We start from the raw sequence: 24,961 nt of genomic DNA, 5'->3' as shown, positions 1-24,961 counted from the left end.
CGGCCATGTGAGAGTAGGTCATCGTCAGCTCTCTATTCCTGAAAACCCCCAACGTTAATTCGTTGGGGGTTTTCTTTGTTCGGGGTTTTATTCCTTGAAATGAATATGGTAAATCCTTTTCAAAAGATTTTATATTGCTCTCTAAAAATAATCCTTAATTTTATAATTTCGTAGATTATATTCAGTTGTTCATGCTAATTAGCCCTGTCATATATCGGTATGATGGGGCTTTTTTTTATTGGGTTATTTTAAAAAACAATAAATTCTATTGTTTTTTTCTATCTAAAAAAGTTTCAAGCTCGTTACCAGTCTTTTTTACCTCTATAGAATTAGGTTTTCTCAAGCCTACCTTTAAAAATTATTTTATTCTAAGTAATTTTTCAAATTCCCCCAATCTATATTCCTTAAATCTTAGATTTTTAGTGTGTCTTTTATATCTAAATCGTTGATTTAAATGTGGTTACTAATCAGTATTTAAATTAAATATACTACATGTTGTGTTAATTATAATTTATAGATACTATATGTAGGTCTTTACGATTTGGTTTAGAGAGTGCAGTTATGTTGAATATTGTTGAATATGACATTGTTTTTCAAGAAGTACCGACAGAGGTTAGCTTAGCGTTGACCATTGCTGGCTGTCCTCTCATGTGCCGAGGTTGTAGTCGTGCTGACACTTGGAAGAAAGAAAGGGGTACTCCTTTAACTGATGACTTTTTAGCCAAGCTATTGGAATGCTACAAAGGTCTCGTCAGCTGTGTGCTGTTTATGGGTGGTGAATGGCAACCGTCCGCCTTGTTGTCTGCTCTCAAGCAGGTTCGACACTCCGGATTGAAAACAGCACTGTACACAGGCTTGGATGCCATACCGTCCAGTTTGCAAACAGAGCTAACTTATCTAAAAACAGGACCATGGATTATGGAGCTTGGAGGCTTAGATACTCCAACCACTAATCAAAGGTTTATCGATTGTACTAACGGTGAAGTATTAAATCATTTGTTTTGGAGGGATTATGAGTAAGTTGAATTCAGAGCAGTTGGGCGATAAATTGTCTTTTATCAAAGATTACATGCAAGCCAATAATGCGGCAGATGGCTCCCATGTGGATGCCAATGCCAACGTGACGGTTAAGAATATCGCCACGTTAGAGAGCGAAATCATGAAAGATTACTTTATTCAGATTAATCGCAGTCAAGTACAGCAACAGATTCGCGCTTGTTTTGATAGTGATTTGGCAGATGAGTATTTGCGCCAAATTGGATCACATGAAATTTATGTGCATGACGAAACCAGCCTAAAACCTTACTGCGTCTCGGTATCGTTATATCCATTTTTGCTGGATGGACTAAAGAAATTGGGTGGCGAAGCAAGCCCGCCGCAGCACTTAGCATCGTTTTGTGGCTCATTCATTAACTTGATATTTGCCATTAGCTCGCAGTTTGCGGGAGCAGTGGCTACGGTTGAGTTTCTTGCCTATTTCGATTACTTCGCTCGTAAAGACCATGGCATTGATTATTTAATCACTCATAAATCACTTATTGAAAACTGTTTCCAGCAAGTGGTTTATTCCATTAACCAACCTGCTGCTGCTCGCGGTTATCAGAGCGTGTTTTGGAATATCTCTTTATATGATGAGTATTATTTTGATGCCATGTTTGCCAATTTTGTTTTTCCTGATGGCGATAGACCGTGCTGGAATACGATTAAACAGCTACAGGCGTATTTCTTAACCTGGTTTAATGAAGAGCGTAAGCGTGCAATTTTAACCTTCCCAGTTGTTACCTGCGCCATGCTAACCGAAAATGGTAAATGTAAGGATGAAGAATATGCCGATATGCTAGCGACCGAAATGGCAGAAAAAAATAGCTTCTTTATCTATCAAAGTGATAATCCAGACTCTCTAGCATCTTGTTGTCGCCTACGCAATGAAATCACTGATCACAGTTTTTCTTATACCTTAGGTGCAGGCGGCGTGGCTACCGGTTCAATCAACGTCATTACTCTTAATCTAAATCGTATGATTCAAAATGGACAAGATTTGGCTGAAGAGGTACAAAAAATTCATAAGTATCAGGTCAGTTATCGTAAGCTGATGGAAGAATATCAGGCATCTGGCATGTTACCCGTTTATGATGCAGGGTTTATTCAACTGGATAAGCAGTTCTTGACGCTTGGTATCAATGGCATGGCAGAAGCCGCGGAGAGTCAGGGAATAATAGTTGGTAATAATCAGCAATATCACACTTTCGTCAACGATCTCCTAAAAACTATTTATGATGAAAATCGTAAAGCCAGCATACAGTATGGTTTGAAGTTTAATACTGAATTTGTACCGGCGGAAAACTTAGGTGTTAAAAATGCCAAATGGGACAAACGAGATGGCTATGAGGTGCAGCGTGATTGCTATAACTCCTATCTGTATCTGGTAGAGGATGAAAAAACCAATACTTTGGATAAATTTATGCTGCATGGGCGTAAGCTCACTCAATGGCTTGATGGCGGCTCTGCATTGCATCTGAATTTGGATGAAACTCTCGATAAGCAGCATTATCGTAAATTACTAGATATTGCCGCAACCACAGGATGCCAGTATTTTTGTATCAACGTGCGCATTACCATTTGCAATGAGTGTCAGCATATTGATAAGCGCACCCTTTATCACTGTGAGGCCTGTGGTTCAAACGATGTCGATCATGCTACGCGTATCATTGGTTATTTAAAGCGCGTATCTGCTTTTAGTGAGGGTCGACGCCTAGAGCATCAATTGCGCCACTATCGCCGTGAACGCCACGTTGAAGGGGCTTAAGTTTATGAGTGAATTATTATAGGTAAGAAGCTAAGAATCTAACTAAGGGCGAGATATACGCTCTTAGTTAGATTATAGTTAGGCTTTGGCTAAGTAAATATTCTAACTATTTACAAAGTTTTGGATAAAAATGGCGCGTTAAGTTAAATACTTTTTAATCAAAAGTATGAACTTAATCATTTAGAATAAAGATTCACTTTCCGCTACCTCATCAAAATCAAATCCTAACTGCTCTCCTTTACGCTCTCTCATCTGCTCGATACGCAGCTTACGTCCAGAGATTAGCCGTAGCACCTCGCGACGTTGTTCAGTGGTCATCTCATGCCATAATTGCCGCTCAGTGCGATTACGTAAGCAGCCAAAGCAATAGCCTTTTTTATTGCTTTGGCAAACACCAATGCATGGATTGGCAATCTCGAATAGCTCAAACTGCTGATTCATGGCGACTCCATCGCTATTTTCGTTATTCCTTTAACTTATCTAATTTCTTCTATAACTCCACTGTAAAAGACTATTATGTCGCAAATAGTGAATAATAATGTGCGATTTTATTGTTATTGTTTTTATTAAGTGGATGCTATGCTGAGTTTTGATTATGCATATACAACAATCATAACAAAATTAATAAGTGAGATTATACGTGAACGTTATTTATATTCATGGGTTAGATAGTGATGCTAATTCTACTAAAGGTAGATTGTTAGAGGATTATTGCCGCCAATATCATCCTGATATCACTGTATTACGACCTGATTTGAATAAGACGCCTGATAAAGTTTTTAGTCAGATATTGTCATTAATAGAAAGTTTAGACAATAAAACTATTAAAGATAGTGAGCTTAAATCGTCAAATACGGTCTTGGTCGGTAGCTCATTAGGCGGTTATTTTTCTACATTGATTAGTAATCATATAGGTTGCCCGGCGCTGCTATTGAATCCTAGCACCCAGCCGCATATTACTTTACAGCGCTTTGCTGATAATTTGGCTCTGAAAGATGATGTTAAAGAGGAGATTTTGAGCAGTCAGATTTTCCATTCGACAGCCGGTGGTTGGGATATCACTGATACAGATTTGCAATGGTTTGCAGTGCATCAATTATCGACGATTAATTACCCTTATAAAGTTTCTGTATTAATAAAAGAAGGCGATGAGCTACTAAACCCTGAACTGTCTAAACAGTTTTATAAAGAGCAGGGAGTAACGGTAACTGTGCAGGCTGGCGGCGATCACAGGTTTAGCGATTTTGCTGAGCAATTACCTATCGTGATTTATATGCTACAGAAGCTAGTACAGATTTAAATAGACGACATTATCTGACGTGAGCGACTGACTATTACCGTTACCGTCGCTATTTTTCGTTATAATGGCTTAATAGAATTAATCGCACATGAATAGTTAAGGATGCATTTGTGAGTCAATATAATGCGCAATCGTTAGAAGTCTTAGAAGGGCTTGAGCCCGTCCGTCGTCGCCCAGGTATGTACACCGACACCACGCGCCCCAATCATTTGGCGCAAGAAGTGATCGATAACTCAGTCGATGAAGCATTGGCGGGTTATGCCAAAATTATCAAGGTTCAGTTGCATAGTGATGGCTCGTTATCAGTTGAAGATGACGGCCGCGGTATGCCAACCGATATTCATCCTGAATTTAATCAAACTGGTATTGAGCTGATTTTAACGCGTCTGCATGCAGGTGGTAAATTTTCGACTTCGAATTATGAAGTGTCGGGCGGTTTGCATGGCGTGGGTATCTCTGTCGTCAACGCGCTATCGACGCGAGTCGAGGTGACCGTATGGCGTGATAGTACACAGTTCGAGATGGCGTTTGAGAATGGCGCTGCAGTCACCCCTTTAACCGAAACCATCAGCTCCAATAAGCGTAAGCGTGGTACTAAAGTACACTTTTGGGCCGATGGTAGCTTTTTTGATACGCCGAAATTTAACGTTAAACAACTTAAGCACAATCTAAAAGCCAAAGCAGTGTTGGCCGCTGGTCTAACGATTGAGTTTGTCGACGATATTAATAATGAAAAAATCGTTTGGCAGTTTACGGATGGAGTGGTTGAATATCTAAATGAGCAGCTAGATGGTTTGGAGACCTTACCTGAAGCACCATTTTATTATAATCATGACGCCAAAGCGGGCGAACGTGCTGGTATTACCTTTGCATTATCTTGGTTGCCTGATGGTGGTACGCCTGTGCAAGAAAGCTATGTCAATCTTATCCCGACAGCGCAAGGCGGTACGCATGTTAATGGCTTACGTACTGGTATTTTAGAAGCACTACGTGAGTTTTGTGATATTCATAATTTACTACCACGTAGCGTCAAGCTGACCGCAGAAGATGTATGGGATGGCGTTAACTATATCCTATCGCTGAAGTTTTCTGAGCCGCAGTTCTCAGGTCAAACCAAAGAGCGCTTATCGAGTCGTGAAGCGGCGGGCGCAGTGCAAACGTTGGCAAAAGATGCCTTTAGCTTGTGGTTAAATCAGCATGCCGATATGGGTGCGCAGATTGCAGAGTTGGCGATTAATAAAGCAGGTCGTCGCCTAAAATCTGCCAAAAAAGTCGCGCGTAAAAAAATTACCCAAGGACCAGCGCTACCGGGTAAGTTAGCGGATTGTCGTGGGGATTTACGTGATGGCGCAGAGCTATTCTTGGTAGAAGGCGATTCCGCGGGTGGTAGTGCTAAGCAAGCGCGTGACCGTCATTATCAGGCGATATTGCCCCTACGTGGTAAGATTCTCAATACATGGGAAGTGTCGTCAGATACAGTACTGTCGAGCCAAGAGATTCATGATATTGCCATTGCTATCGGTGTCGATCCTGCATCTGACGATTTGTCTGAGCTGCGCTATGATAAGGTATGTATTTTGGCGGATGCCGACTCTGACGGTCTGCATATCGCGACACTAATCTGTGCGTTGTTCGTCAAGCATTTTCCAGCCTTAGTTGATGCCGGTCACTTGTTTGTGGCGATGCCGCCTTTATACCGTGTCGATGTTGGTAAAGAAGTGCATTATGCACTTGATGAGCCTGAGCTTCAGCATATTTTAGCCAATGTACCGGGGAATAAAAAAGCACAAATAACCCGCTTTAAAGGCTTGGGTGAGATGAGCGCAGAGCAGCTGCGAGAGACAACCATGAACCGTGATACGCGGCGTTTGGTGCAACTAGATATGGATGATATGGTGCTAACCAATAGTGTGATGGATATGCTGCTCGCTAAAAAACGCTCGGCTGATCGTAAGTCATGGCTTGAAAATAAAGGCAATTTGGCTGATATATCTTAATAAGCTAATAGAGCCGCCCGTTTACGTACATTCATTTATATAACTTTATAAACGAGTAAGCTCGTAGATGATAAAAGCCTATAAAATTCAGGCTACTAGCATACGCTTAATGATATTATACGAGTATCTTTTATTATATGGTGCCGTTATGACATCAAGGTTTTTTCAGCGCTCTAAAACTGCTCATTCTGATTCTATACGCTCAAAGATACTACCAGATTTGAGCAAAAAGCAACTGGGCAACTTGGTTCCGAAACGCGGAAATAAGTTTGCCCCAGTGATTGCATCCGCTATGCTAAAAGCGGCGGGTTGGCGCACGGTTGGAGAAATTCCAAATATTCCGCAGGCGGTGGTTTTGGCGCTGCCGCATACATCCAACGTTGATGGTATTTATGCGATACCAAGTTTATTTGCCCTCGATTTAAAAATCAGTATCATGGGTAAACATACACTGTTTAAAGTGCCGGTATTTGCACAGCTATTAAATTGGATAGGGGTTATTCCTATCGATCGCAGTAACAAAGGCTCGGTACTACAGGCGAGTATTGATAAATTCAAAACTGGCAAGCCGTTATTTTTGGGTTTAGCGCCAGAAGGGACGCGCCAATATACTAAAGATTGGAAGTCAGGTTTTTATTATTTGGCAGTGGGTGCAGGCGTGCCGATTTTGCCGGTGGCGATGGATTATAAAACCAAAGAGATACGCTTTATGTCGCTTGTCTATCCGACGGGGAATATCGAAGCCGATTTACCAAAAATTTATGCGCAGTATCAAGGGGTGGTACCAAGACATCCTGAGCGTTTATCGCAGCCTTTACAGGATATTAATGATTCAATTGATTGAATGTTTTAGTGTTTTTATAAAAGCTTGATAAATAAGAAAGCCCCTGATAACAGAGTATCAGGGGCTTTTTTGAATCTTAAGTAGAAAATATTCAGATTAGATTAGATTGTATTATTGCTTAGAAATGTGGCTGACCGTTTGATGCGCTGACACCGCCATCAACGGGTAAGTTTACCCCAGTAATCATCGAGGCATCATCACTGGCTAAAAAAGTGATGGCAGCGGCGATATCCTCTGGCGTGGCTAGACGTCCAAGCGGACAGCGCTCTAAAAACTTATCGGTTTTGCTGTCATTATCTTGAATGGCGCTAGTCATGCCAGTTTTAGTAACGCTAGGATTGACAGCATTGACGCGCACGCCGTCTGCGCCATGATCTAATGCTAAGGTACGTGTTAAATTAGTAACCCCCGCTTTAGCCGCATTATACGCCGCCATATTCCAGTCACCACCGACGCCAGATAGCGACGAGACATTAACAATATTGCCTTTGGTCGCAATCAAGTGTGGCATAGCAGCTTGGCAAACATAAAAAGTGCCATTTAAATTTATATCGATAGCCGACTCCCAGTCTTCAGAAGACAGCTCAGTAATTTTGCCTTGCATGGCTTTACCGGCATTGTTCACCAAAACATCAATTCTCTCAAACTTATCGATAACTCTTTTCATCATTTCTTGTACTTGGGCTTCTACACTGATGTCACAAACGACGGTCAAAAAGTTATCAGTATGAATCCACGTCCGATCCTGCGGAAATGATTCAGCGGTTTGCTTTAAGGTATCAGCAGTACGTCCGACCAAAACAACGTTAGCGCCTTCGAGAGCAAAGCGAATGGCGGTTGCACGGCCAATACCTGAGCCTGCACCAGTGACGATAACGGTTTTTTCTTTAAAGCGTTTCATGATGTTCAGTCCTTGTTATCATACGATTGTGATTATATAGAAAATGTCGTGGAGTCGTTTATGAAGTCAGTGCCCCGTGCCCTGTATGGCTATAGCGCCTTATATGCCAGCGCAAATGTGACGGCTTTTATGACATCATAACAACTCACTGCTATGAATGCGACTATCTATAATTGGTATAATTGCGCTTATGTTGTTTAATGGGTTACTAAAATTTTTAGCAATAATTAGTACTGTAGCATGCTGCGTATCTGTCACAAAGTCTGCGCTGCCATATACATTTAATATTAAAAGGGTGAAGCTGTGTCCAATTCGTCTCCTGTGATTTTCGATAAGCCTCATCTTAGTGATGAGTTAGCCTGCTACTTGCAGTCTGATGCTTTGGATATTGTGCTACCTAATGTTCAAGTGTTTGAGATTAACCACCATGCTAAATGTTATGGACGAAAATTCATCTATCAATTACCATTAGGTCAATTACAGCTGCTAAAGCTACTGGTCTATTTACCTGATGACATGCCTTCTACTGCTATCGAGAGCATGCGTAAAACCCTTATTAAATCAGCATTGGCATGGCATAAGAATGAACTATCTAAGCAAACCGCCAATCTAGCGCCCACGATAGAAGTATTGGTTTTCGATATTCAGTTTAAAAGTGCTATTGGTGCATCAAATAATTCTGCCAATAAAGACAGTCAGGGTGGCAAATATAAGTGATTAAAACATGGTTTTCCTGCCAGTTATTTTATGGAAGACTTGATTGTAGATATGAGTGACAGTGAGCAGCCGCTACAAATATTTGGCTGGCATGATTGGCAGTTAATACTAAGCGCGTTACATACGCCATGTGAGTTGTGGCGGTTTTTAAACTATCGTCTAGGACAGTTAAAACACGGCGTTAGTAGCCGTGTACTAAGTGTTGAATCTGAACAGATGATGATTGATAGTTTTTTAAACAATCCTGAGTTATTTACTCAAGCTATCGCTATAGATAACGTGCTAATTAAATATGGTATGCAAGATGAGCCAAATTCAGCACTGATTACTATGGCACTTGCACAAAAAAACCAAAGTGCGACTAATCAGATGTATCAGCAGCATATGAAGCAAGCAGCTACCTTGTGGTCGCAACTTAGCAGCCAAATGCTAGAAATCGTGAGTGAAAGCTTGAGCGCTAAAAAAGATGTGGAGAAGTTGGAAGATAATTCATTAGCAGACGTAGAAACACAGCAACAACAAGCTAAATTTTCTCACTGGCAGCAGCAAATACTCGATGAGTCCTTATCTTCGCGCCACGAGCTGATTCGTACTTTATATCGGCATCCTAAGCAAGACTAGCAATTGCACCAACAAGGCTACGTCGTCCATCAACATTCCTATGAATCTTTAGGTCGGCATTATGTGCTGATATTTTATGGGCAGGATGCAAAAGGACAGCATAGTAAAAAAGCTATTCAACCGAACTTATCAAAAATCCCTTTGGACGTCGCCACGCGCTTACCGATAACTGAGCTGCATCACGTGATTGTGCTCGGGATAGATTTTATTAATGAGGCTAATGATACCTTTATCGATATCGATTTGTGGATTCAGCAAGTCGTTGCCATGAGTCAACGCGAACGCCATCTGACCAAGCAAATACAGCAGTTGCAACAGCAAAACCTGAAGCCATAGATAGGCAAGGTGAAAACTAAACATACATATACTTTGTTATAGCTGCATAGTTATAAAAATATTGATTCACACTCATAAAAAAAGACAGCCTAGGCTGTCTTTTTTTTGATTAAAACATCATCAATACTTACTTGTTATTGGTATCGTCATATAAACCGCTACCAGGCAAGATGTTATTGTTAGCAATATCCTCATCAGTTATACTGCCATCATTAACGTTTTTGTTCACATTGTTATTGGCAGTGTTGTTGATATCAGAGGTATTGATAGTGCCTGTATTCACACGAGTCGTATCAACGATATCTGTATGAATATCAGGAGCCGACGTTGTGGCAGGCTTAGCCGTTGGCGTATTCTCACGCACTGAAGCGGCAAACTTATCTTGCGTCGACGAGTTCGGTGTCAAAGCAGATTTCGCTTTTGCCTCATCACGCTCTCTATCCATCTTATCTTGCATTTTACGTAAGAAGCGAGCTGCTGCTTCTTGACCGCCAAGACCAAATGATAGCGCAAATGCTACCGCAACGGCACCTAACGTTAGACCAAATGCTAGGTTAACGATAGAGTCAGCGATACCCATCGCTTTTAGACCCATGGCAAGTACTAAGCCCATGATCAATACACGCACGATGTTTGCTAAGAACTGTGAGCCTTGCTCAGAGCGCTCAACGACACCCGCAATGATATTGGCAAGCCAAAAGCCGATGAACAAGATAATCGCGCCTAAGATGATATTGGCACCGAAAGCGATAAACATCGTGATGATGGCTGAGATAGGCTCAAAACCTAGTAAATCAGCGGCAGCGATAGCAGCAAACAACATCGCAAAGAAGATAATCGCATAACCGACTAGGTCAGAGATTTTCTTATCGCCCATCGTCTGTTCTAAACCAACTTTCGCAGGCAATTGATTGACTTGGGTATTTTCAAGTAGACCTTTGATGATGTTGGCGACCATACGTACCACATAGAAGGTCACGATTAAAATCGCAGCTGCCATAAAGATATTTGGCAAGGCTTCCATGATTTTGTTGAGCATGTTGGTTGCAGGGCGAGCAATCACATCGATTTGCAGAGCATTTAAAGCAGCGATAATCGTTGGGATAATAACCACTAAAAATGCTAGTGAACCAGCAATATTAGGTAAGCTGTTCTGCTCGCTTAAACCTGCTTTTGACGCCAGTTTTTGCACATCAAAAGTAGAAACCAAATTGGTCACAATGCCGCGTACGACTTTGGCGATGATATAACCCACTACAAAGACCACACCAGCGATGAGAATATTAGGAATAAAGCTGAAGATTTTATCAACCATATTGGTCAATGGTGCAAATAAACCATTAAGCTGTAGCTGACCAAGTACCATGGTCAATACAATCAATAAGATAAACCAGTAAACCATATCAGCAATAGTGCTGCTCAATGGTTTGACACCAGCTTTAGCACTTAAACGCTCATCCATCGAGGTTTTTGCTAGCGCCGCGTTAATCGCTGTACGAACAACGGTGGCAATCACCCAGCCAATCACACCAACTGCAATCGCAGCAATGATATTAGGTATAAAGGTCAAGACTTGATTGACCATGTTAGCAAATGGGGTTGAAATAGAATTTAGATTTAGTTGACTGAGCGCGCCAGCGATGGCGATGATGAAAATAAACCAAAAAACAATTTTTGAGATAATACCCTCTAAATCGTAGCTTTTACCAGTGGAAGAACTCATCTGCTGGTTGAGATTTACCTTCGATAACACACCGCGTACAAGGGCAGCGATACCCAATGCCACGAGCCAGCCAATGATGAAAATTAGAATAGCGCCGATGATGGAACCAATAGGGCCACCAAGATAACCGTTGAACGATGTATACATTGGATTCATCCTGTCCTCCTTTAATGATCATGCATCAGCCATCAAATAATGCTATTGAATATAAGCCTAGTTATTTGTAGCAAACACATACCTAATTATTAGTATTTTTAATTGATATTATTTAAGAAGCTTTTTTTATAAGACCTTAGTCAACATTCTGTATTGACAGTTAACAAAATCTACGTTCTGTTACTTCTTACCTTAACCAATTTAGCTTAGCTGATGTAATGAGGGATTTAAAGACAGAAAGCTTAACTACTTACTATAGTTGTGTGATAAGTTGTTAATTTGACGGCAAATATTAACATAGACTGTACATTTGACCGATAATTTCAAGGGAATCGTAGCTCCTAAAACCAAGATTTGCTATGATAGAAGAATGTGACATCTTGCCACTATCCTTACAATTTGAGAGTATTCTATGAAAAAAATTACTACCTTAAGCATTAGTGCCCTTGCTAGTGCGATGTTATTAGTCACTGGCTGTAACGCCAGCAATGGTAATAAAGAAAGCGCTGCTAAAAGCGTTTCAGTGACTGAAAAAAGCCCAGCCAATGAAAAAGTCGGTTACAGCTTAGGTTATATGATGGCAGAAGGTAATAAAGAAGCGGTTGGCGATCTGAATCTTGATACCTTTGAAAAAGGCTTCCGTGATGGCTATGAAGGTAAAAAGGGTGCGTTGACGCAAGAACAAATGCAAGAAGTCTTGATGACCTATCAAAAAGAGCAAGAAGAGAAGTTTGTTAAAGATATGGAAAGTAAAGCGGGCGAAAATAAGACCAAAGGTGCGGCATTCTTAGCAGAAAATGGTAAGAAAGCTGGCGTGAAAACCACCGCTTCTGGCTTACAATATAAAGTATTAACTGCTGGTACTGGCAAATCACCAAAAGCTACTGACGTGGTTGAAGTCAACTACGAAGGTAAATTGCTTGATGGTACAGTATTTGACAGCTCTTATGAGCGCGGTGAGCCAATCGAATTCCCACTAAACCAAGTTATCGCTGGCTGGACGGAAGGTCTACAGTTGATGAAAGAGGGTGGCAAATACGAGTTCTATATCCCATCTGATATCGCTTATGGCGAAGCGGGTAACGCAGGTATCGAGCCAAACAGCACCCTTATCTTTACTGTTGAGTTATTAAAAGTAAAATAAGCCGTTATTAGATTTATAACCCTTTTAAGCCATGGTGATTACTAAAAGGCGTTTATAAAAAATGGTTATAAAAAAGCGTTTATGAAAGACAAAAAAGCCCTCACATATTATGAGGGCTTTTTGCTGCGTGGTAGTTAATGGTTAATTATCAATTGATTAATGAATGGCTAACTAACATATGGACGCTCAGCTTATAGGTTTTTTTAAGTTATAAAGTTTTTTGGAACACTTTAGAGTTACGACCGTTATTATATTTCTCACGGCGCGCTTCCGGTAGGGCGCTTGCTTCAACTTCCACAAAACCTTGCTCGACAAACCAATGCGCCGTACGAGTGGTCAGAACAAATAACTTATGCAGACCATGGCTGCGTGCTTGTTGCTCTAAAAATGCTAGCAAGTCAGCACCGCGGCTGCCACTACGGTATTCAGGATGTACCGCCACACAAGCAACTTCTGCCGAATCTGCATCTAACGGATAAAGTGCGGCGCAGCCTAAAATCATGCCGTCACGCTCAATGACGCTATAATGATCAATCTCTTGTTCTAAGCGCTCGCGTGAGCGGCTGACCAAGATGCCTTGTTCTTCTAGCGGTGATAATAGCTCAATCAGCCCGACCACATCGTCGATATTGGCACGGCGAATCTCTTCATAAGGGTCATGGCTAATCAAAGTACCAGAACCATCACGGGTAAATAGCTCTTCGAGGAGCGCGCCATTTTTAGCATAAGAGATGATATGGGTGCGATGAACCCCTTGGCGGCAAGCATTACTGGCGCAGCTTAAGAAATAATTAATCTCACAGTTTAAATCACGATCCCGTAAGAAGCGGTCGACTTCATTTGGAATCATCTCACGTAGCAAGCGGTTATCATGATTGATACCGGCTTCTTCGCCTAAGAAGATCAGCTTATCGGCACCTAGTGCCACGGCGGCACTAAGCGCAACATCTTCAGCCAATAAGTTAAAGACTTCACCCGTTGCTGAATAACCCATTGACCCTAAAATCACGATATGGTCATGCAAAAGGTTATTTTTAATGGCCTCAACATCGATAGAACGCACTTCACCGGTCATCTGATAATCAACGCCATCACGAATACCATAAGGACGGGCGGTGACAAAGTTGCCCGAAACCGCATCGATACGCGAGCCGTACATCGGTGAGTTTGCCAAGCCCATCGATAGTTGGGCTTCAATTTGCAAACGAATAGCACCAACGGCTTGTAAGATAGACGGCATGGCGACGCGCGGAGTCACGCGGATATCTTGATGCAATGGCGAAGCAATGTCTGCGTCTTTAAGGTTTTTTTCGATTTGCGGTCGCGCCCCGTGTACCAATACCAGCTTGATACCCAAGCTATGCAATAAAGCAAAGTCATGAATCAGCGTACTGAAATTGGGATGATTGACCGCCTCACCGCCAAACATAATCACGAAAGTCTTACCGCGATGAGTATTAATGTAAGGGGCAGAGTTACGGAACCAGTGAACGTATTCAGGGTTAATCTGTGGCATGGCGCTAGTAGTCATAATGGGAGCAATAGTCGTTAGAATAAGAAAAGGAGCGTGACAGCAAAAGCCTGTCGCTAATGAATTACCATAGCAAAAAACGCCGTTATGAGCTATCTTTTATTTCAGCCGCGTTAAGAAGTCTTAGTAGTAAATAGATGATATACACAACCTCAACACGGGATTAGTGTACGGCTAAACGCTTTTTGTTATGCTAAGCGCTATTGCTTTAACGATAGCTTACGCAGATAATTGACAAAAATAATAATCGCTAAAAATAGTAATAGCAAAAAGTTAACATTAATAATGATGACGATATATGATGATGGCTAAGCTAAAAAATTAAGTAATAAAATAGTTGCTTATATAGCATTGGATATTTTAAGAACGATTCAGTTTTACCAGCTTGTTTTATTAAAAGCCTTTTTTATTACGAGACTGTTTTATTAAAAGATTGTTTTATCGATACATTAACTAGGGATAATGAATGTCATGAAGAAAAGTAACCATTTTGCAAACCCATTCAGTGCGTGGAGCGGACACCGCTTATTTCATGTTGTCGCCGGTACGCTTGTTGGCGTGATGGCAGTGACGCAGGCGTCAGCAATGCTACCAACGCCAGAACAAGCCGTTGATAACTCAGTGGCAGTACAATCAAACACCAACCAAGGCAGTAGCTCAAATGCGCAAGCGGTCAATAGCAAAATCACTGCGTCATTGATTAGTGTCGATGCCAATGGTCAGGAATTGCTAGTACCAGTTAATGCCAATACGCGTTTGCAGTCAGGTAATGTTTTGGAATATCAAGGCTACTTTACCAATACCAATGCCGATCGCGTCCGTAAAATGACGGTGACGATGAGTATTCCAGAGCAAGTAGAATTGCTACGAGCGGTATCACCTGATTTTCCATACGGCAGTGCCGATGGCAATACTTTTGCCCGTATGCCATTACGTGGCAAGGTCGATAATCAACTACAAGAGATTCCATTGAAGTTTTATAAAGCGGTACGTTGGGACTTAGAAGGCGTTGGTCTTAATGATACGGTGGTAGTAAAATATCGTGCACGCGTTAAATAAGATAATTCTTTAGATTTGCTGCATTAAAAAAGCACCACAGTTAACGCTGCGGTGCTTTTTTATTAACGATTTTTTGAGAGTTAAATTAGGTAAAATAGCTTTTGCTATCTTGGTTTAACTTCTACATTAAAGGGTTGCCTATTTACTCTGCGATTTTTCTTTCAGTGCTTTGTCTTCAATAAGTTGCTTAATGGCAGCAATTTGCGAGGTAGTGGCTTGCGTGCCAGCCGTCATTAGCGCGCGGCGCTGGCTGGTATCTAGCGAGCTAATATGACCGACATCTGGGATAATGATAATATCAGCGCGATCACGCTCATGGCGCATCGATGCAGAACGACTGGTGCTTGCTTTGCCAGTATCAGAAACATTAGTAGCGTTATAAAAATTTGCTACCATATTGCTCTCAAGAAAGCCCCAAAAACTGCTTAATGAATTGATAGTAGGCATTTTATTGTTAGCGGAACTATTAACGTTAGCAGTAGTCACATCAACGGCGATAATAATATCGGCACCCAAATCACGCGCGGTATCGACCGGTACTAAGCTGACCACACCGCCATCGATATATTTTTTACCGACTTGTTCAGGAATGCGCGGGGCAATAAAAATATTGGGCACACTACAGGATGCTTGCACCGCAAGACCAGCATTACCACTACTAAAAACGGCCTTTTTTAGCGTGTGTTTTTCGGCAGCGACCGCGGCAAAGCTTATCGGAAAGTCTTCTATATTGCGCCCGCTTACTTTTTTATTAATAAAGTTTTTAACCTTGATACCTTCGATAAAGCCTTGGTTGGATAAGGTAAAATCTGTCAATTCGCTATCAGAAGTATTTAACGCTAATTGTTCAAGCTGTTTGGCGTTATAACCACTGGCATATAAGCTGCCCACTAAGCTACCGACACTGGTGCCGACTACTAGCGTCGGCGTGATACCATTTTCTTCTAACGCCTTAATCACCCCAATATGTGCAAAGCCTTTCGCACCGCCGCCGCCTAAGACTAGGGCGACTTTTGGTTGATTGTTTATAGGCGTGACTGTCTCATTAACTGGTGTCAGAATCTGACACGCGCTAATAATTAGTCCTAATATGCTGAGCATGCTGAATCGTAATAATCGTGATAAATGACGAGAGGGGTAATGGTTAGCAGGTGAAAACATAAAAAACCTTAGCAAAAATCATCATGTAAAATAAAAGCCTGCGTGGTAAGCCCATCATTAATAGCTTATGCAGAAATCAGCTAGACGCCGTATTGCTAAATAGCTTAGCATAAGCAAGTCGCTTGTCCGTTATAATCATTATGACTGAGTGTTTTATAGTAGGTTCATGATTATAATTTTTATAAGACGGCATAGACGTTACAACCTAGACTTTAAAATAAGACCGTTAATCAGATAGTATTTACCTTTATATAATTAGGATGATTGATGCCCATATCGGTTAAGCACACGACAGTGAATTCATCAGACCGTATAAGATCTGATATGCCCGTTTCGGCGCTCGATATGCCGGTGACGGCGCTAGCGGGTGTGGGCTCGAAAGTGGCCGAGCAATTAGCCCAATTGGGTATTGTGCGTATTTTTGATTTGTTGCTACATCTGCCGCGCGATTATGAAGATCGTAGCCGACTGCTATCGATAGCCGATGTGGCGCATGGCCAAGCCGCCTTGATTACCGGGCGGGTGGTGCATGTCGATATCAAGCGTAGTGGTATGACAGTGGTGATAGATGATGATACTGGCACGATATCTCTGCGTTTTTTTAAGGTGTATCAAGGTCTTGCGCAAACGATGAGTCTTGGCACACAGCTGCAAATATTTGGTGAAGTTAAAGTCAGTCGTTACGGTAAGCAGATACATCATCCTGAATATCAAATTATCAGCAGCAATGAAGCCATCGTCAATACAGGATTACAGCCAATTTATCCTAGCGTTAAAGGCTTGCATCAAAATAAGCTGCGCACGCTCATCAAGCTTGCGCTGCAAACGGTTCGTACTCAAGGTTTACCGATGACTTTGTTTACGCCGGCTGACTTTGCCGTTGTCGCTGATTTACCGTTAGCGCCTTTTGAGCCTACTAAATTTTTGGTTGTAGAAACAGAGTATGCAGACGATATATTTTCAACTCTCGCGCGTAGTGTGCCTGACAATTCGATTAGCAATAGTGTAAATAATGAAGTTAAGTCAGAGACTGTAAGCACGACTCATAATAACGTCTACAATTTAACCATATTCGAAGCCTTGGTATTACTGCATACGCCGCCTACCTATACCGACGCGGGGCGACAATATCAACTGCTGACGCAATTAAGTGCCCGCACCCATGCTGCCTGTCAGCGTTTAATCATTGAAGAATTGACCGCGCATCAGCTAAGTCTATTATATCGCCGTCAACAATTACATCAGTATAAAGCGCCCAAATGTGCTAGCCAAAGTCCACTTACGGATAAGCTATTTGCCGCGTTACCGTTTGACTTAACCGGCGCGCAAAAAAGAGTCATGAAAGATATAACGGCTGATATGGCGACCTCTATTCCGATGCTACGATTGGTACAAGGTGATGTTGGCGCAGGCAAAACCCTAGTCGCGGCAGGAGCAGCGGGCTATGCACTCGATAGCGGTTGGCAAGTAGCGGTCATGGCACCGACAGAAATTTTAGCAGAGCAGCATTTGGTTAATTTTAAACAATGGTTTGAACCGCTAGGCGTCGGTGTCGGCTGGCTCGCTGGCAAGCAAACGGCAAAGCAGCGTCGCGAAGCGCTAGAGGCGGTAAGCGAGAACAGCGTGCAAGTGGTGGTTGGCACTCATGCACTATTTCAGGAGCAAGTACAGTTTGCCAAATTAGGACTGGTCATTATCGATGAACAGCACCGCTTTGGCGTTGAGCAGCGCATGGCCTTGACTAATAAGGGCGTGGCCAATAGCACGCCGCATCAGCTGATTATGACCGCAACCCCGATTCCGCGTACGTTAGCGATGAGCCTTTACGGCGATATGGATACCTCCATCATTGATGAGCTACCACCGGGACGTACGCCAATTACGACGGTGACTATTGACCGTAACCGCCGTGATGAAGTGATTGAACGTATTGCGGTAAATTGTGAGGCAGGCAGGCAGGCGTATTGGGTATGTTCATTGGTAGAGGAATCTAGCGTCCTTGACGCACAAGCTGCTGAAGCCACTTATGAAGATTTAAATGAGCGCTTGAATATTCGCATTGGCTTAGTGCATGGCAAAATGAAATCCGCTGATAAACAAGCCATCATGCAAGAGTTTAAAACTGGTAATCTTGATTTACTGATTGCCACTACAGTCATCGAAGTTGGCGTTGATGTACCTAATGCTTCACTCATGGTCATCGAAAATGCCGAGCGCTTGGGATTATCGCAATTGCATCAATTGCGCGGGCGAGTAGGGCGTGGTTCGACCAAAAGCTATTGTGTACTGCTATATCAAAAGCCGTTGTCGGAGACAGGCACTGAGCGCTTAAATGTCCTGCGCGAAAGTACCGATGGTTTTGTCATTGCACAAAAAGACCTAGAGCTGCGAGGACCTGGTGAGCTGTTAGGTAAACGTCAAACCGGTAACGTCGGTTATTATTTGGCTGACCTTATTCGGGATGAGCAGTTATTTGCTATTGCGCAGCGCTTAGCGAAACACCTTATTGCCGACCCAACACGTAAAGCAGACGTAAGCCAACTTATCCACCGCTGGATGCCAGAAGCCAGTCGCTATACCAATGCTTAGCAGAGGTTTTAGTAAATAAAAAAGAGGATAGCTAGTGCTATCCTCTTTCGTATCTAAAAAGCAATATTCTTAAAGAAAGGTTCAAAAGAAAAATTATTTATCTTTTTTTTCATTTTTTCTCAGGCCTTTCTTTTTTTTGCCCTTTTTACATCTTTTTTAAGATCTTTAAGCTTTTTCTTTTCCTTCTCAATCTTCGCTTTAGCGTCTTTGATATCTTTTTTAAGGTCTTTTACTTTCTCTTTATTAGCCATAATTGACTCCTTGGTTTGTGATTCGAACTACTGGTTATCAGTTGTCTTAGCATCATTACAAAATCAAAGCAGCCTAAGACTAAACTGTTGTACTAATTAATTATATGACCATGACAGTATAATGGTTTTGATGAGTACATTAATGATATTAGCAGATTGCAAAAATAACTCAACATTAAACTGTAGCTAGTGTGTAAGTTTTTCTAAACATACTTTATAGTTGGTTTTATTGCTTTAAATTTATTATCACTATTTATAGATACCTTATTTATCGATACTATTGTAATAGGCATAATAAAAGCTGGCTCGAAGCGGAAATAAAGTAAAGTATGTGTAGCGCTAAGCAAGTTGGTCGTCTCAAACTTACCGAAGATGGCATAGAAGAGTAATATCCATAGTAGTCAGTAGTCAGTAGTCAGTAGTCAGTAGTCAGTAGTCAGTAGTCAGTAGTAATTTTTCAATTAGATTCAGTAGCTTACTTTATAGTCTTGGGATAAAAATATAGACTCGAAAGATATCTGTACTTATTGACGCGCTGATGAGATAAGCTACAATGTCCAAAATCTATCACTATTTTCAGCCTAGTTTTTAACCTTATCATTCGCTATTTTTATAATAGTCAAAAGGTGAGTAGTAGCTAGATATTCATTATTGCTCTTATTTACAGAGACCGTTTATGAGTGACCTTCAAGACCCTAATGACAAGCCAGTAGTCGATGCTGATACGATTAGCAAAGCGGAGCTACCGCCATACCGCCAAGCTGATGGACGAGCGCCTAAACCATCATCAAAATTTCCCTTATGGTTATTACCAGTTTTGGCTATCGTGCTTGTAATCGGGGTGTTGGTTGGTAAATACTGGGGCGACGATAAAGCAGCGAGTGATGAGTTACCAGCGGCTAGCAGTGCGCAAAGCGCAACTGCCGACCCAAAAGATAGCAGCAACCAGCAAGCGGTACTATCAGTCGAAACAGTATCGCCAAGCCAAGCCAGTATTGGTAACACGCTGAGTGCCGATGGCACCATCAACGCTAAAGATGTCGCTAATGTGAGTGCCAAAGTAAACGGCGTTGCTATCGAACGTATATTGGTTCAAGAGGGCGATCGCGTCAAAGCGGGGCAAGTACTGGCGATATTTGATACCGATGCCATGGAGCAGCAAGTTTTGCAAGCTGAGGCAGATGTTGCCGAAGCAGAAGCAACGCTTGCCAATGCGACTGCCGATGCAGCCCGCGTCCTGCCGCTGATTGAGATAGATGCCATTAGTAGACAGGAAGCGGATCGCTATCGTACCTCTAAACTGCAAGCACAAGCGGCACTACAAGCATCTAAAGCGCGACTCAGTACCCAGCGTTTAAGCGTCAATAATGCCAATGTGGTCGCACCAGTGAGCGGTGTCATCAGTGAAAAAATGGCTGAGGTCGGTATGGTCGCTGGTGGTGAGCCATTATTTACCATTATTAAAGGCGGTGTTTTAGAGTGGCGCGCGGATATCGATCCTAAACTCCTTGGTGAAGTCAATGTCGGCACGCCAGTAAGTGTCAGCTTGCCTGGCGGCGATTCTGTCATGGGGCAAGTAAGCCGTATCGCACCAACGGCTGACAATAACCGCCAGATTACCATTTACGCCAGCCTCACTGCGAATTCAAAAGTACGGGCGGGTATGTATCAAACAGGCGAGTTTTTATTAGGTAGTACCAGTGCGCAAACTGTGCCTAATAGCGCTATTGTCAGTAATGACGGCTATGATTATGTGATGCTAGTGACCAATATTAATAGTCAAGACGGTCAAAACATTGGCCGTATCAAGCAACAGCGCGTGACCTTGGGCGAGCGCTTTGGCGACAATGTGGCGTTGACAGAACCATTGCCGGCAGAAAGCCGACTCGTGAAGCAGGGCGGTAGCTTCTTAAACGATGGCGACTTGGTACGTATCGTTGATGGTCTAAATACAGCCAATGATAAATCGGGCAGCCAAGCTAGTAAAACGGCAACTGCTGCAAGCACTGGCACAGCCACGCAGGCGCGCTCATGAGTTTAAATGTCTCCGCTTACTCGATTAGAAATCCTTTAGTTGCCATTTTGCTGTTTGTACTGCTGACTTTGGGCGGCATCTACGGTTTTATGCAAATGAAGGTGCAGCAGTTTCCTGATATTGACCTGCCAGCGGTGGTGGTCACGGTGACCTTGCCGGGTGCTGCGCCATCACAGCTCGAAAACGACATTGCTAAAAAGATAGAAAATAAGCTTACCAGTATTGAAGGCGTCAAGCATATTCGCACCAGCCTGCAGACGGGCGTAGCGACCATAGCCACCGAGTTTGTCTTAGAAAAAGACATTCAAGAAGCGGTTGACGATGTGCGCTCGGCGGTGGGTGAGGTACGTGGCGATTTGCCAGCCGCTGCCAATGATCCCATTATTACCAAAGTCTCAACGTCAGGTTTTCCCGTCGTTACCTACTCTGTTGCCTCTGAAAACATGAACGTCGAGGACTTATCTTGGTTCGTTGATGATACGGTTACTAAGCGTTTATCCGATATTCCAGGGGTCAGTACTGTTAGCCGTATCGGCGGTCTGCAGCGTGAAATTACCGTTGCTGCTGACCCGATTGCTTTGAGTGGTTTGAAATATCCTATCGCCCAGCTATCAAATCAAATTACCGGTATTCAGCAAGACAGCTCAGGCGGTGAAGCGGAAGTAGGCAAAACCACACAGACTATTCGCGTGCTTGGCGCTGTTGAAAGGGCTAGTGATTTAAACAACTTACAAGTCGCTGTGCCGACAGGTGGTACGCAAGCGCTTGGGCGTATGGCGCAAATCACCGATGGCGCTGCTGACCCAAGCTCGATTGCCAAGCTCGATGGCGAAACCGTAGTGGCATTTAATATTACCCGTTCGCGCGGTGCCAGTGAAGTTGAAGTTATGGAGTTGGTTGATGCTGAGCTTGCCAAGTTGTCAGCCGATGTCGGCAATATCGATATTGAAAAAGTCTATGATCGAGCCACGCCAATTGCCGAAGACTATCAAGCGTCTTTACGCATGCTGATTGAAGGCGGTTTGCTTGCCGTGGTGGTGGTGTTCTTGTTTTTACGTAATATCCGTGCCACCTTTGTGGCGGCTGTAGCGTTGCCGTTGTCTGTCATTCCTACCTTTTTAGGTATGTATCTATTTGGCTTTAGCTTAAATATTATTTCTTTACTAGCACTGTCTTTGGTCATCGGTGTTTTGGTCGATGATGCGATTGTAGAAGTCGAAAACATCATCCGCCATTTGCGTATGGGTAAGACGCCTTATGAAGCGGCGATGGAAGCTGCTGACGAGATAGGCTTAGCAGTCGTCGCGACCACTTTTACTCTAATTGCGGTGTTTTTACCGACTGCATTTATGGGCGGGATTGTTGGACAATTTTTCCGACAATTTGGTTGGACTGCAGCATTATCCATATTTGCGTCGTTAATGGTCGCGCGTCTTATCACGCCGATGATGGCTGCTTATATATTACGACCAGAAAAAAAGCACGTTGAAAAACAAAGCGCGTTGATGGATTGGTATCTTAAAGTGGTGTCATGGACGCTGCATCATCGCTGGATTACGATGGGGGCGACGTTAATACTATTTGTGGCATCGTTGGCCTTAGTGAAATTACTACCAACCTCTTTTATTCCTGATAATGATATTGACCAGACGCGGGTTGAGATTGAGCTGACCCCTGATTTGGCGCTAGAAGATACCGAGCGTGTTGCGGCGATGGCCAGTGAGCGTATATTGGCCATGCCTGAAGTAATCCATATTTTTACCTCGGTAGGGGAAGCGCAAGCGGCAATGGAAGCCAGCTCTGGCGGCAAAGCTGAAAATATCGCGGGTTTGGATGTGGTGCTTGCTCCAAGAGCAGAGCGTGCCTCTAAGCAAGAAATCGAGCGTAAAATCAGTAGTGTGTTGTCAGAAGTACCGGGTGCGCGCTTTACCGTTGGCTTATCGAGTGGCGGTGAAACTGGTTATAATTTTTCTTTGACCAGTACTGATCCGCGCCTGCTTGAGCAGACAGCGCAGCAAATGATGGCAGAGATTCGGGCGTTACCAAGCGCGGGTGCTGTCACCAGTGATCGCAGTCTGCCGCGCCAAGAGCTGACAGTGACACCAAACAGGCTAGCGATGGCGGATAAAGGCGTGACCACGCAAGATATTGCCACCACCTTACGTGTAGCGACCGTTGGCGACTATGAGCAGCGTTTATCTAAACTGAATCTCGATACGCGCCAAGTCCCTATCGTAGTGCGCCTGCCAGATATCGCTAAGCAAAACGTCAGTCAGTTAGAAGGCTTATATGTGCCGAGTGCCTTACTTGCAGGACAAGGCGTACGAGTAGGTGAAGTTGCGTCATTAAACTTTGGTACTGGACCTGCGCAAATCAGCCGTCTAGACCGTGAGCGCGCGATTAGTATCACTGTTCAGCCTGCCAATGGCGAGCTGGGTGACTTGGTGCAAGCGGTTAAAGCCATACCTAGTATGCAACAGCTGCCAGCCTCTATTACCATTATTGACCAAGGGCAAGCAGAAAACATGGCTGAGCTATTTAGCGGTTTTGTGATTGCGATGTCGGTTGGCGTGGTCTGTATTTTAGGCGTGCTTATTTTATTATTTGGTCGTATATTGCAGCCATTTACTATTTTGATGGCGTTACCGCTTTCTATCGGTGGCGCTTTTGTGGGCTTGGTGATTACCAATAGCAGTCTGTCGATGCCGTCGATGATTGGTTTTATTATGCTGATGGGTATTGCGACCAAAAACTCTATCTTATTGGTCGATTATGCATTGATTGCGCAGCGTCGAGGCTTGGCGCGTTTTGATGCCATTATCGACTCTTGTCGTAAGCGTGCGCGGCCGATTATTATGACCACCATTGCGATGGGTGCGGGCATGATGCCATTGGTCTTTGGTTGGGGCGATGCTGATCCCACCTTTCGCCGTCCGATGGCTGCCGCGGTCTTGGGCGGTTTGGTTACCTCAACCTTATTAAGCCTGGTGGTCATACCCGTGGTTTATACCTTGATGGATGATTTATCAGGATGGTTTAGCAAATGGTTAATACCGCATGGGAAAGATAAGGAAAGTGTCGTTATTGAAAAGTAAACTATGTTGAGAAAGCATAAAGCATGATGCTCAAATATAGCCAACTACCAAAATCATCAAGTAGATAAGGTAAGTTATCCATTGAATATTGATATTGAAGGTGTAAAGTATTAGTTTTGTTTAAGGAGCTTTATTAAAATATTAATTAATATTCATAAAATTTCATATAATCTTGTGAAAGAGTGTTTTCAAGTTTGGATGCTTATTAATATTTGATATTTTATAAAACCTTGAATTTAAACCATAAATAAAATTAATTTTTGTAAAAATAATGTGATTGGGTCGATAAAAGTATTGAAATCCATTAAATATTGCTTTATTGTAGCGGTATCAATTTTACTGAAAATGACAATGCTATAACATTATAGTATGACTATTGCGCTATAGCATTTTACATTGACATAAAGCAGACGGTTTGGTAATCTGAGCGTTAAGCTGTTCGCTTTCTACATGCTGTAGTTAATAGCGAAGTATACCGTACTATCTATACATGAGTAGTTCTTACATCGATATGAGGAAATAAAGATGAAACAAAAGTATCTAGCAGTAGCATTGAGTGCTATCTTCGCAGCAACAGCACTAGCAGGTTGTGGTAGTGATGGCGATAGCAATTATAATCCTACGCCTACGCCTACGCCTACGCCTACGCCTACGCCTACGCCTACGCCTACGCCTACGCCTACGCCTACGCCTAC

19 protein-coding genes are annotated in these 24,961 nt (G+C 42.8%); 13 read left to right on the top strand and 6 right to left on the bottom strand.

The features are described from left to right. Positions 1–561: 561 nt before the first annotated feature. Positions 562–1,020, top strand: coding sequence for an anaerobic ribonucleoside-triphosphate reductase activating protein (gene nrdG / locus AC2FA3_RS14000; protein ID WP_490510121.1), 459 nt, complete (start codon positions 562–564; stop codon positions 1,018–1,020). Further along, positions 1,013–2,806 carry an anaerobic ribonucleoside-triphosphate reductase gene (gene nrdD, locus AC2FA3_RS13995; RefSeq protein WP_490510120.1) on the top strand — a complete coding sequence of 598 codons (1,794 nt, stop codon included), beginning with the start codon at positions 1,013–1,015 and terminating at the stop codon, positions 2,804–2,806. Before nrdG ends, nrdD begins: the two co-directional genes overlap by 8 nt. 180 nt (positions 2,807–2,986) lie before the next feature. Here nrdD and AC2FA3_RS13990 read toward each other — a convergent pair whose 3' ends face one another. Next, complete coding sequence (locus AC2FA3_RS13990; protein ID WP_490510119.1) at positions 2,987–3,247, bottom strand: DUF1289 domain-containing protein; 261 nt, start codon at positions 3,245–3,247, stop codon at positions 2,987–2,989. 199 nt (positions 3,248–3,446) lie between these two features. Between AC2FA3_RS13990 and AC2FA3_RS13985 the strand changes: the two genes are divergently transcribed. The 3 genes from AC2FA3_RS13985 to AC2FA3_RS13975 all read left to right on the top strand — a co-directional run bounded on the left by AC2FA3_RS13985 (position 3,447) and on the right by AC2FA3_RS13975 (position 6,947). Beyond that, the gene (locus AC2FA3_RS13985) at positions 3,447–4,106 is read left to right on the top strand and encodes a YqiA/YcfP family alpha/beta fold hydrolase (protein ID WP_490510118.1); all 660 of its coding nucleotides are present in this window, start codon (positions 3,447–3,449) and stop codon (positions 4,104–4,106) included. A 110-nt stretch (positions 4,107–4,216) separates the two neighbouring features. Next, entirely contained in the window at positions 4,217–6,103 is a 1,887-nt protein-coding gene (gene parE, locus AC2FA3_RS13980; RefSeq protein WP_490510117.1) for a DNA topoisomerase IV subunit B, read from the top strand. A gap of 148 nt (positions 6,104–6,251) precedes the next feature. Next, positions 6,252–6,947, top strand: a complete 696-nt coding sequence (locus AC2FA3_RS13975) for a lysophospholipid acyltransferase family protein (protein WP_490510116.1) — start codon at positions 6,252–6,254, stop codon at positions 6,945–6,947. 118 nt (positions 6,948–7,065) lie between these two features. Here the strand turns inward: AC2FA3_RS13975 and budC are convergent, their stop codons facing one another. Beyond that, positions 7,066–7,848, bottom strand: a complete 783-nt coding sequence (budC, locus tag AC2FA3_RS13970; protein WP_490510115.1) for a meso-2,3-butanediol dehydrogenase — start codon at positions 7,846–7,848, stop codon at positions 7,066–7,068. A 303-nt stretch (positions 7,849–8,151) separates the two neighbouring features. Between budC and AC2FA3_RS13965 the strand changes: the two genes are divergently transcribed. Genes AC2FA3_RS13965 through AC2FA3_RS13955 form a run of 3 tightly spaced genes read left to right on the top strand, consistent with a single transcriptional unit; the run spans position 8,152 to position 9,522 of the window. After that, positions 8,152–8,565, top strand: coding sequence for a hypothetical protein (locus AC2FA3_RS13965; RefSeq protein WP_490510114.1), 414 nt, complete (start codon positions 8,152–8,154; stop codon positions 8,563–8,565). Between the two features lie 30 nt (positions 8,566–8,595). Then, positions 8,596–9,186: a hypothetical protein gene (locus AC2FA3_RS13960; RefSeq protein WP_490510113.1), complete on the top strand. Its 591-nt coding sequence runs from the start codon at positions 8,596–8,598 to the stop codon at positions 9,184–9,186. Positions 9,187–9,189: 3 nt separating this feature from the next. Further along, positions 9,190–9,522: a hypothetical protein gene (locus tag AC2FA3_RS13955; protein ID WP_490510112.1), complete on the top strand. Its 333-nt coding sequence runs from the start codon at positions 9,190–9,192 to the stop codon at positions 9,520–9,522. Positions 9,523–9,649: 127 nt separating this feature from the next. On the opposite strand, the gene AC2FA3_RS13950 is transcribed toward AC2FA3_RS13955, so the two are convergent. After that, positions 9,650–11,401 (bottom strand): mechanosensitive ion channel, encoded by a 1,752-nt coding sequence (locus tag AC2FA3_RS13950; RefSeq protein ID WP_490510111.1) that lies wholly within the window; start codon positions 11,399–11,401, stop codon positions 9,650–9,652. Between the two features lie 412 nt (positions 11,402–11,813). On the opposite strand from AC2FA3_RS13950, the gene bamJ reads away from it, so the two are divergent. Then, the gene (bamJ, locus tag AC2FA3_RS13945; protein ID WP_490510110.1) at positions 11,814–12,545 is read left to right on the top strand and encodes a BamJ family beta-barrel-assembly machinery protein; all 732 of its coding nucleotides are present in this window, start codon (positions 11,814–11,816) and stop codon (positions 12,543–12,545) included. 208 nt (positions 12,546–12,753) lie between these two features. Here bamJ and argA read toward each other — a convergent pair whose 3' ends face one another. Next, positions 12,754–14,076: an amino-acid N-acetyltransferase gene (argA, locus tag AC2FA3_RS13940; protein WP_490510109.1), complete on the bottom strand. Its 1,323-nt coding sequence runs from the start codon at positions 14,074–14,076 to the stop codon at positions 12,754–12,756. A 471-nt stretch (positions 14,077–14,547) separates the two neighbouring features. On the opposite strand from argA, the gene AC2FA3_RS13935 reads away from it, so the two are divergent. Then, entirely contained in the window at positions 14,548–15,135 is a 588-nt protein-coding gene (locus tag AC2FA3_RS13935) for a hypothetical protein (RefSeq protein WP_490510108.1), read from the top strand. A 138-nt stretch (positions 15,136–15,273) separates the two neighbouring features. Here AC2FA3_RS13935 and AC2FA3_RS13930 read toward each other — a convergent pair whose 3' ends face one another. After that, positions 15,274–16,236: a patatin-like phospholipase family protein gene (locus tag AC2FA3_RS13930; RefSeq protein ID WP_490510107.1), complete on the bottom strand. Its 963-nt coding sequence runs from the start codon at positions 16,234–16,236 to the stop codon at positions 15,274–15,276. 327 nt (positions 16,237–16,563) lie between these two features. On the opposite strand from AC2FA3_RS13930, the gene recG reads away from it, so the two are divergent. Then, positions 16,564–18,885: an ATP-dependent DNA helicase RecG gene (recG, locus tag AC2FA3_RS13925; protein WP_490510106.1), complete on the top strand. Its 2,322-nt coding sequence runs from the start codon at positions 16,564–16,566 to the stop codon at positions 18,883–18,885. Positions 18,886–19,004: 119 nt separating this feature from the next. Here the strand turns inward: recG and AC2FA3_RS13920 are convergent, their stop codons facing one another. Next, on the bottom strand, positions 19,005–19,136 hold the full coding sequence (locus AC2FA3_RS13920; protein WP_490510104.1) for a hypothetical protein: 132 nt from the start codon (positions 19,134–19,136) through the stop codon (positions 19,005–19,007). Positions 19,137–19,812: 676 nt separating this feature from the next. Here AC2FA3_RS13920 and AC2FA3_RS13915 point away from each other — a divergent pair. Next, on the top strand, positions 19,813–21,171 hold the full coding sequence (locus tag AC2FA3_RS13915) for an efflux RND transporter periplasmic adaptor subunit (protein WP_490510103.1): 1,359 nt from the start codon (positions 19,813–19,815) through the stop codon (positions 21,169–21,171). Continuing rightward, a complete protein-coding gene (locus tag AC2FA3_RS13910) occupies positions 21,168–24,266 on the top strand; it encodes an efflux RND transporter permease subunit (protein ID WP_490510102.1) in 3,099 nt (1,032 codons plus the stop codon). Before AC2FA3_RS13915 ends, AC2FA3_RS13910 begins: the two co-directional genes overlap by 4 nt. The last annotated feature ends 695 nt before the right edge of the window (positions 24,267–24,961 follow it).

It is taken from the genome of Janibacter sp. CoH_79_TC_3, assembly GCF_058197955.1.
Note: the sequence above shows the minus strand (reverse complement) of the source record. Positions and strands in the feature narration are given on the sequence as shown.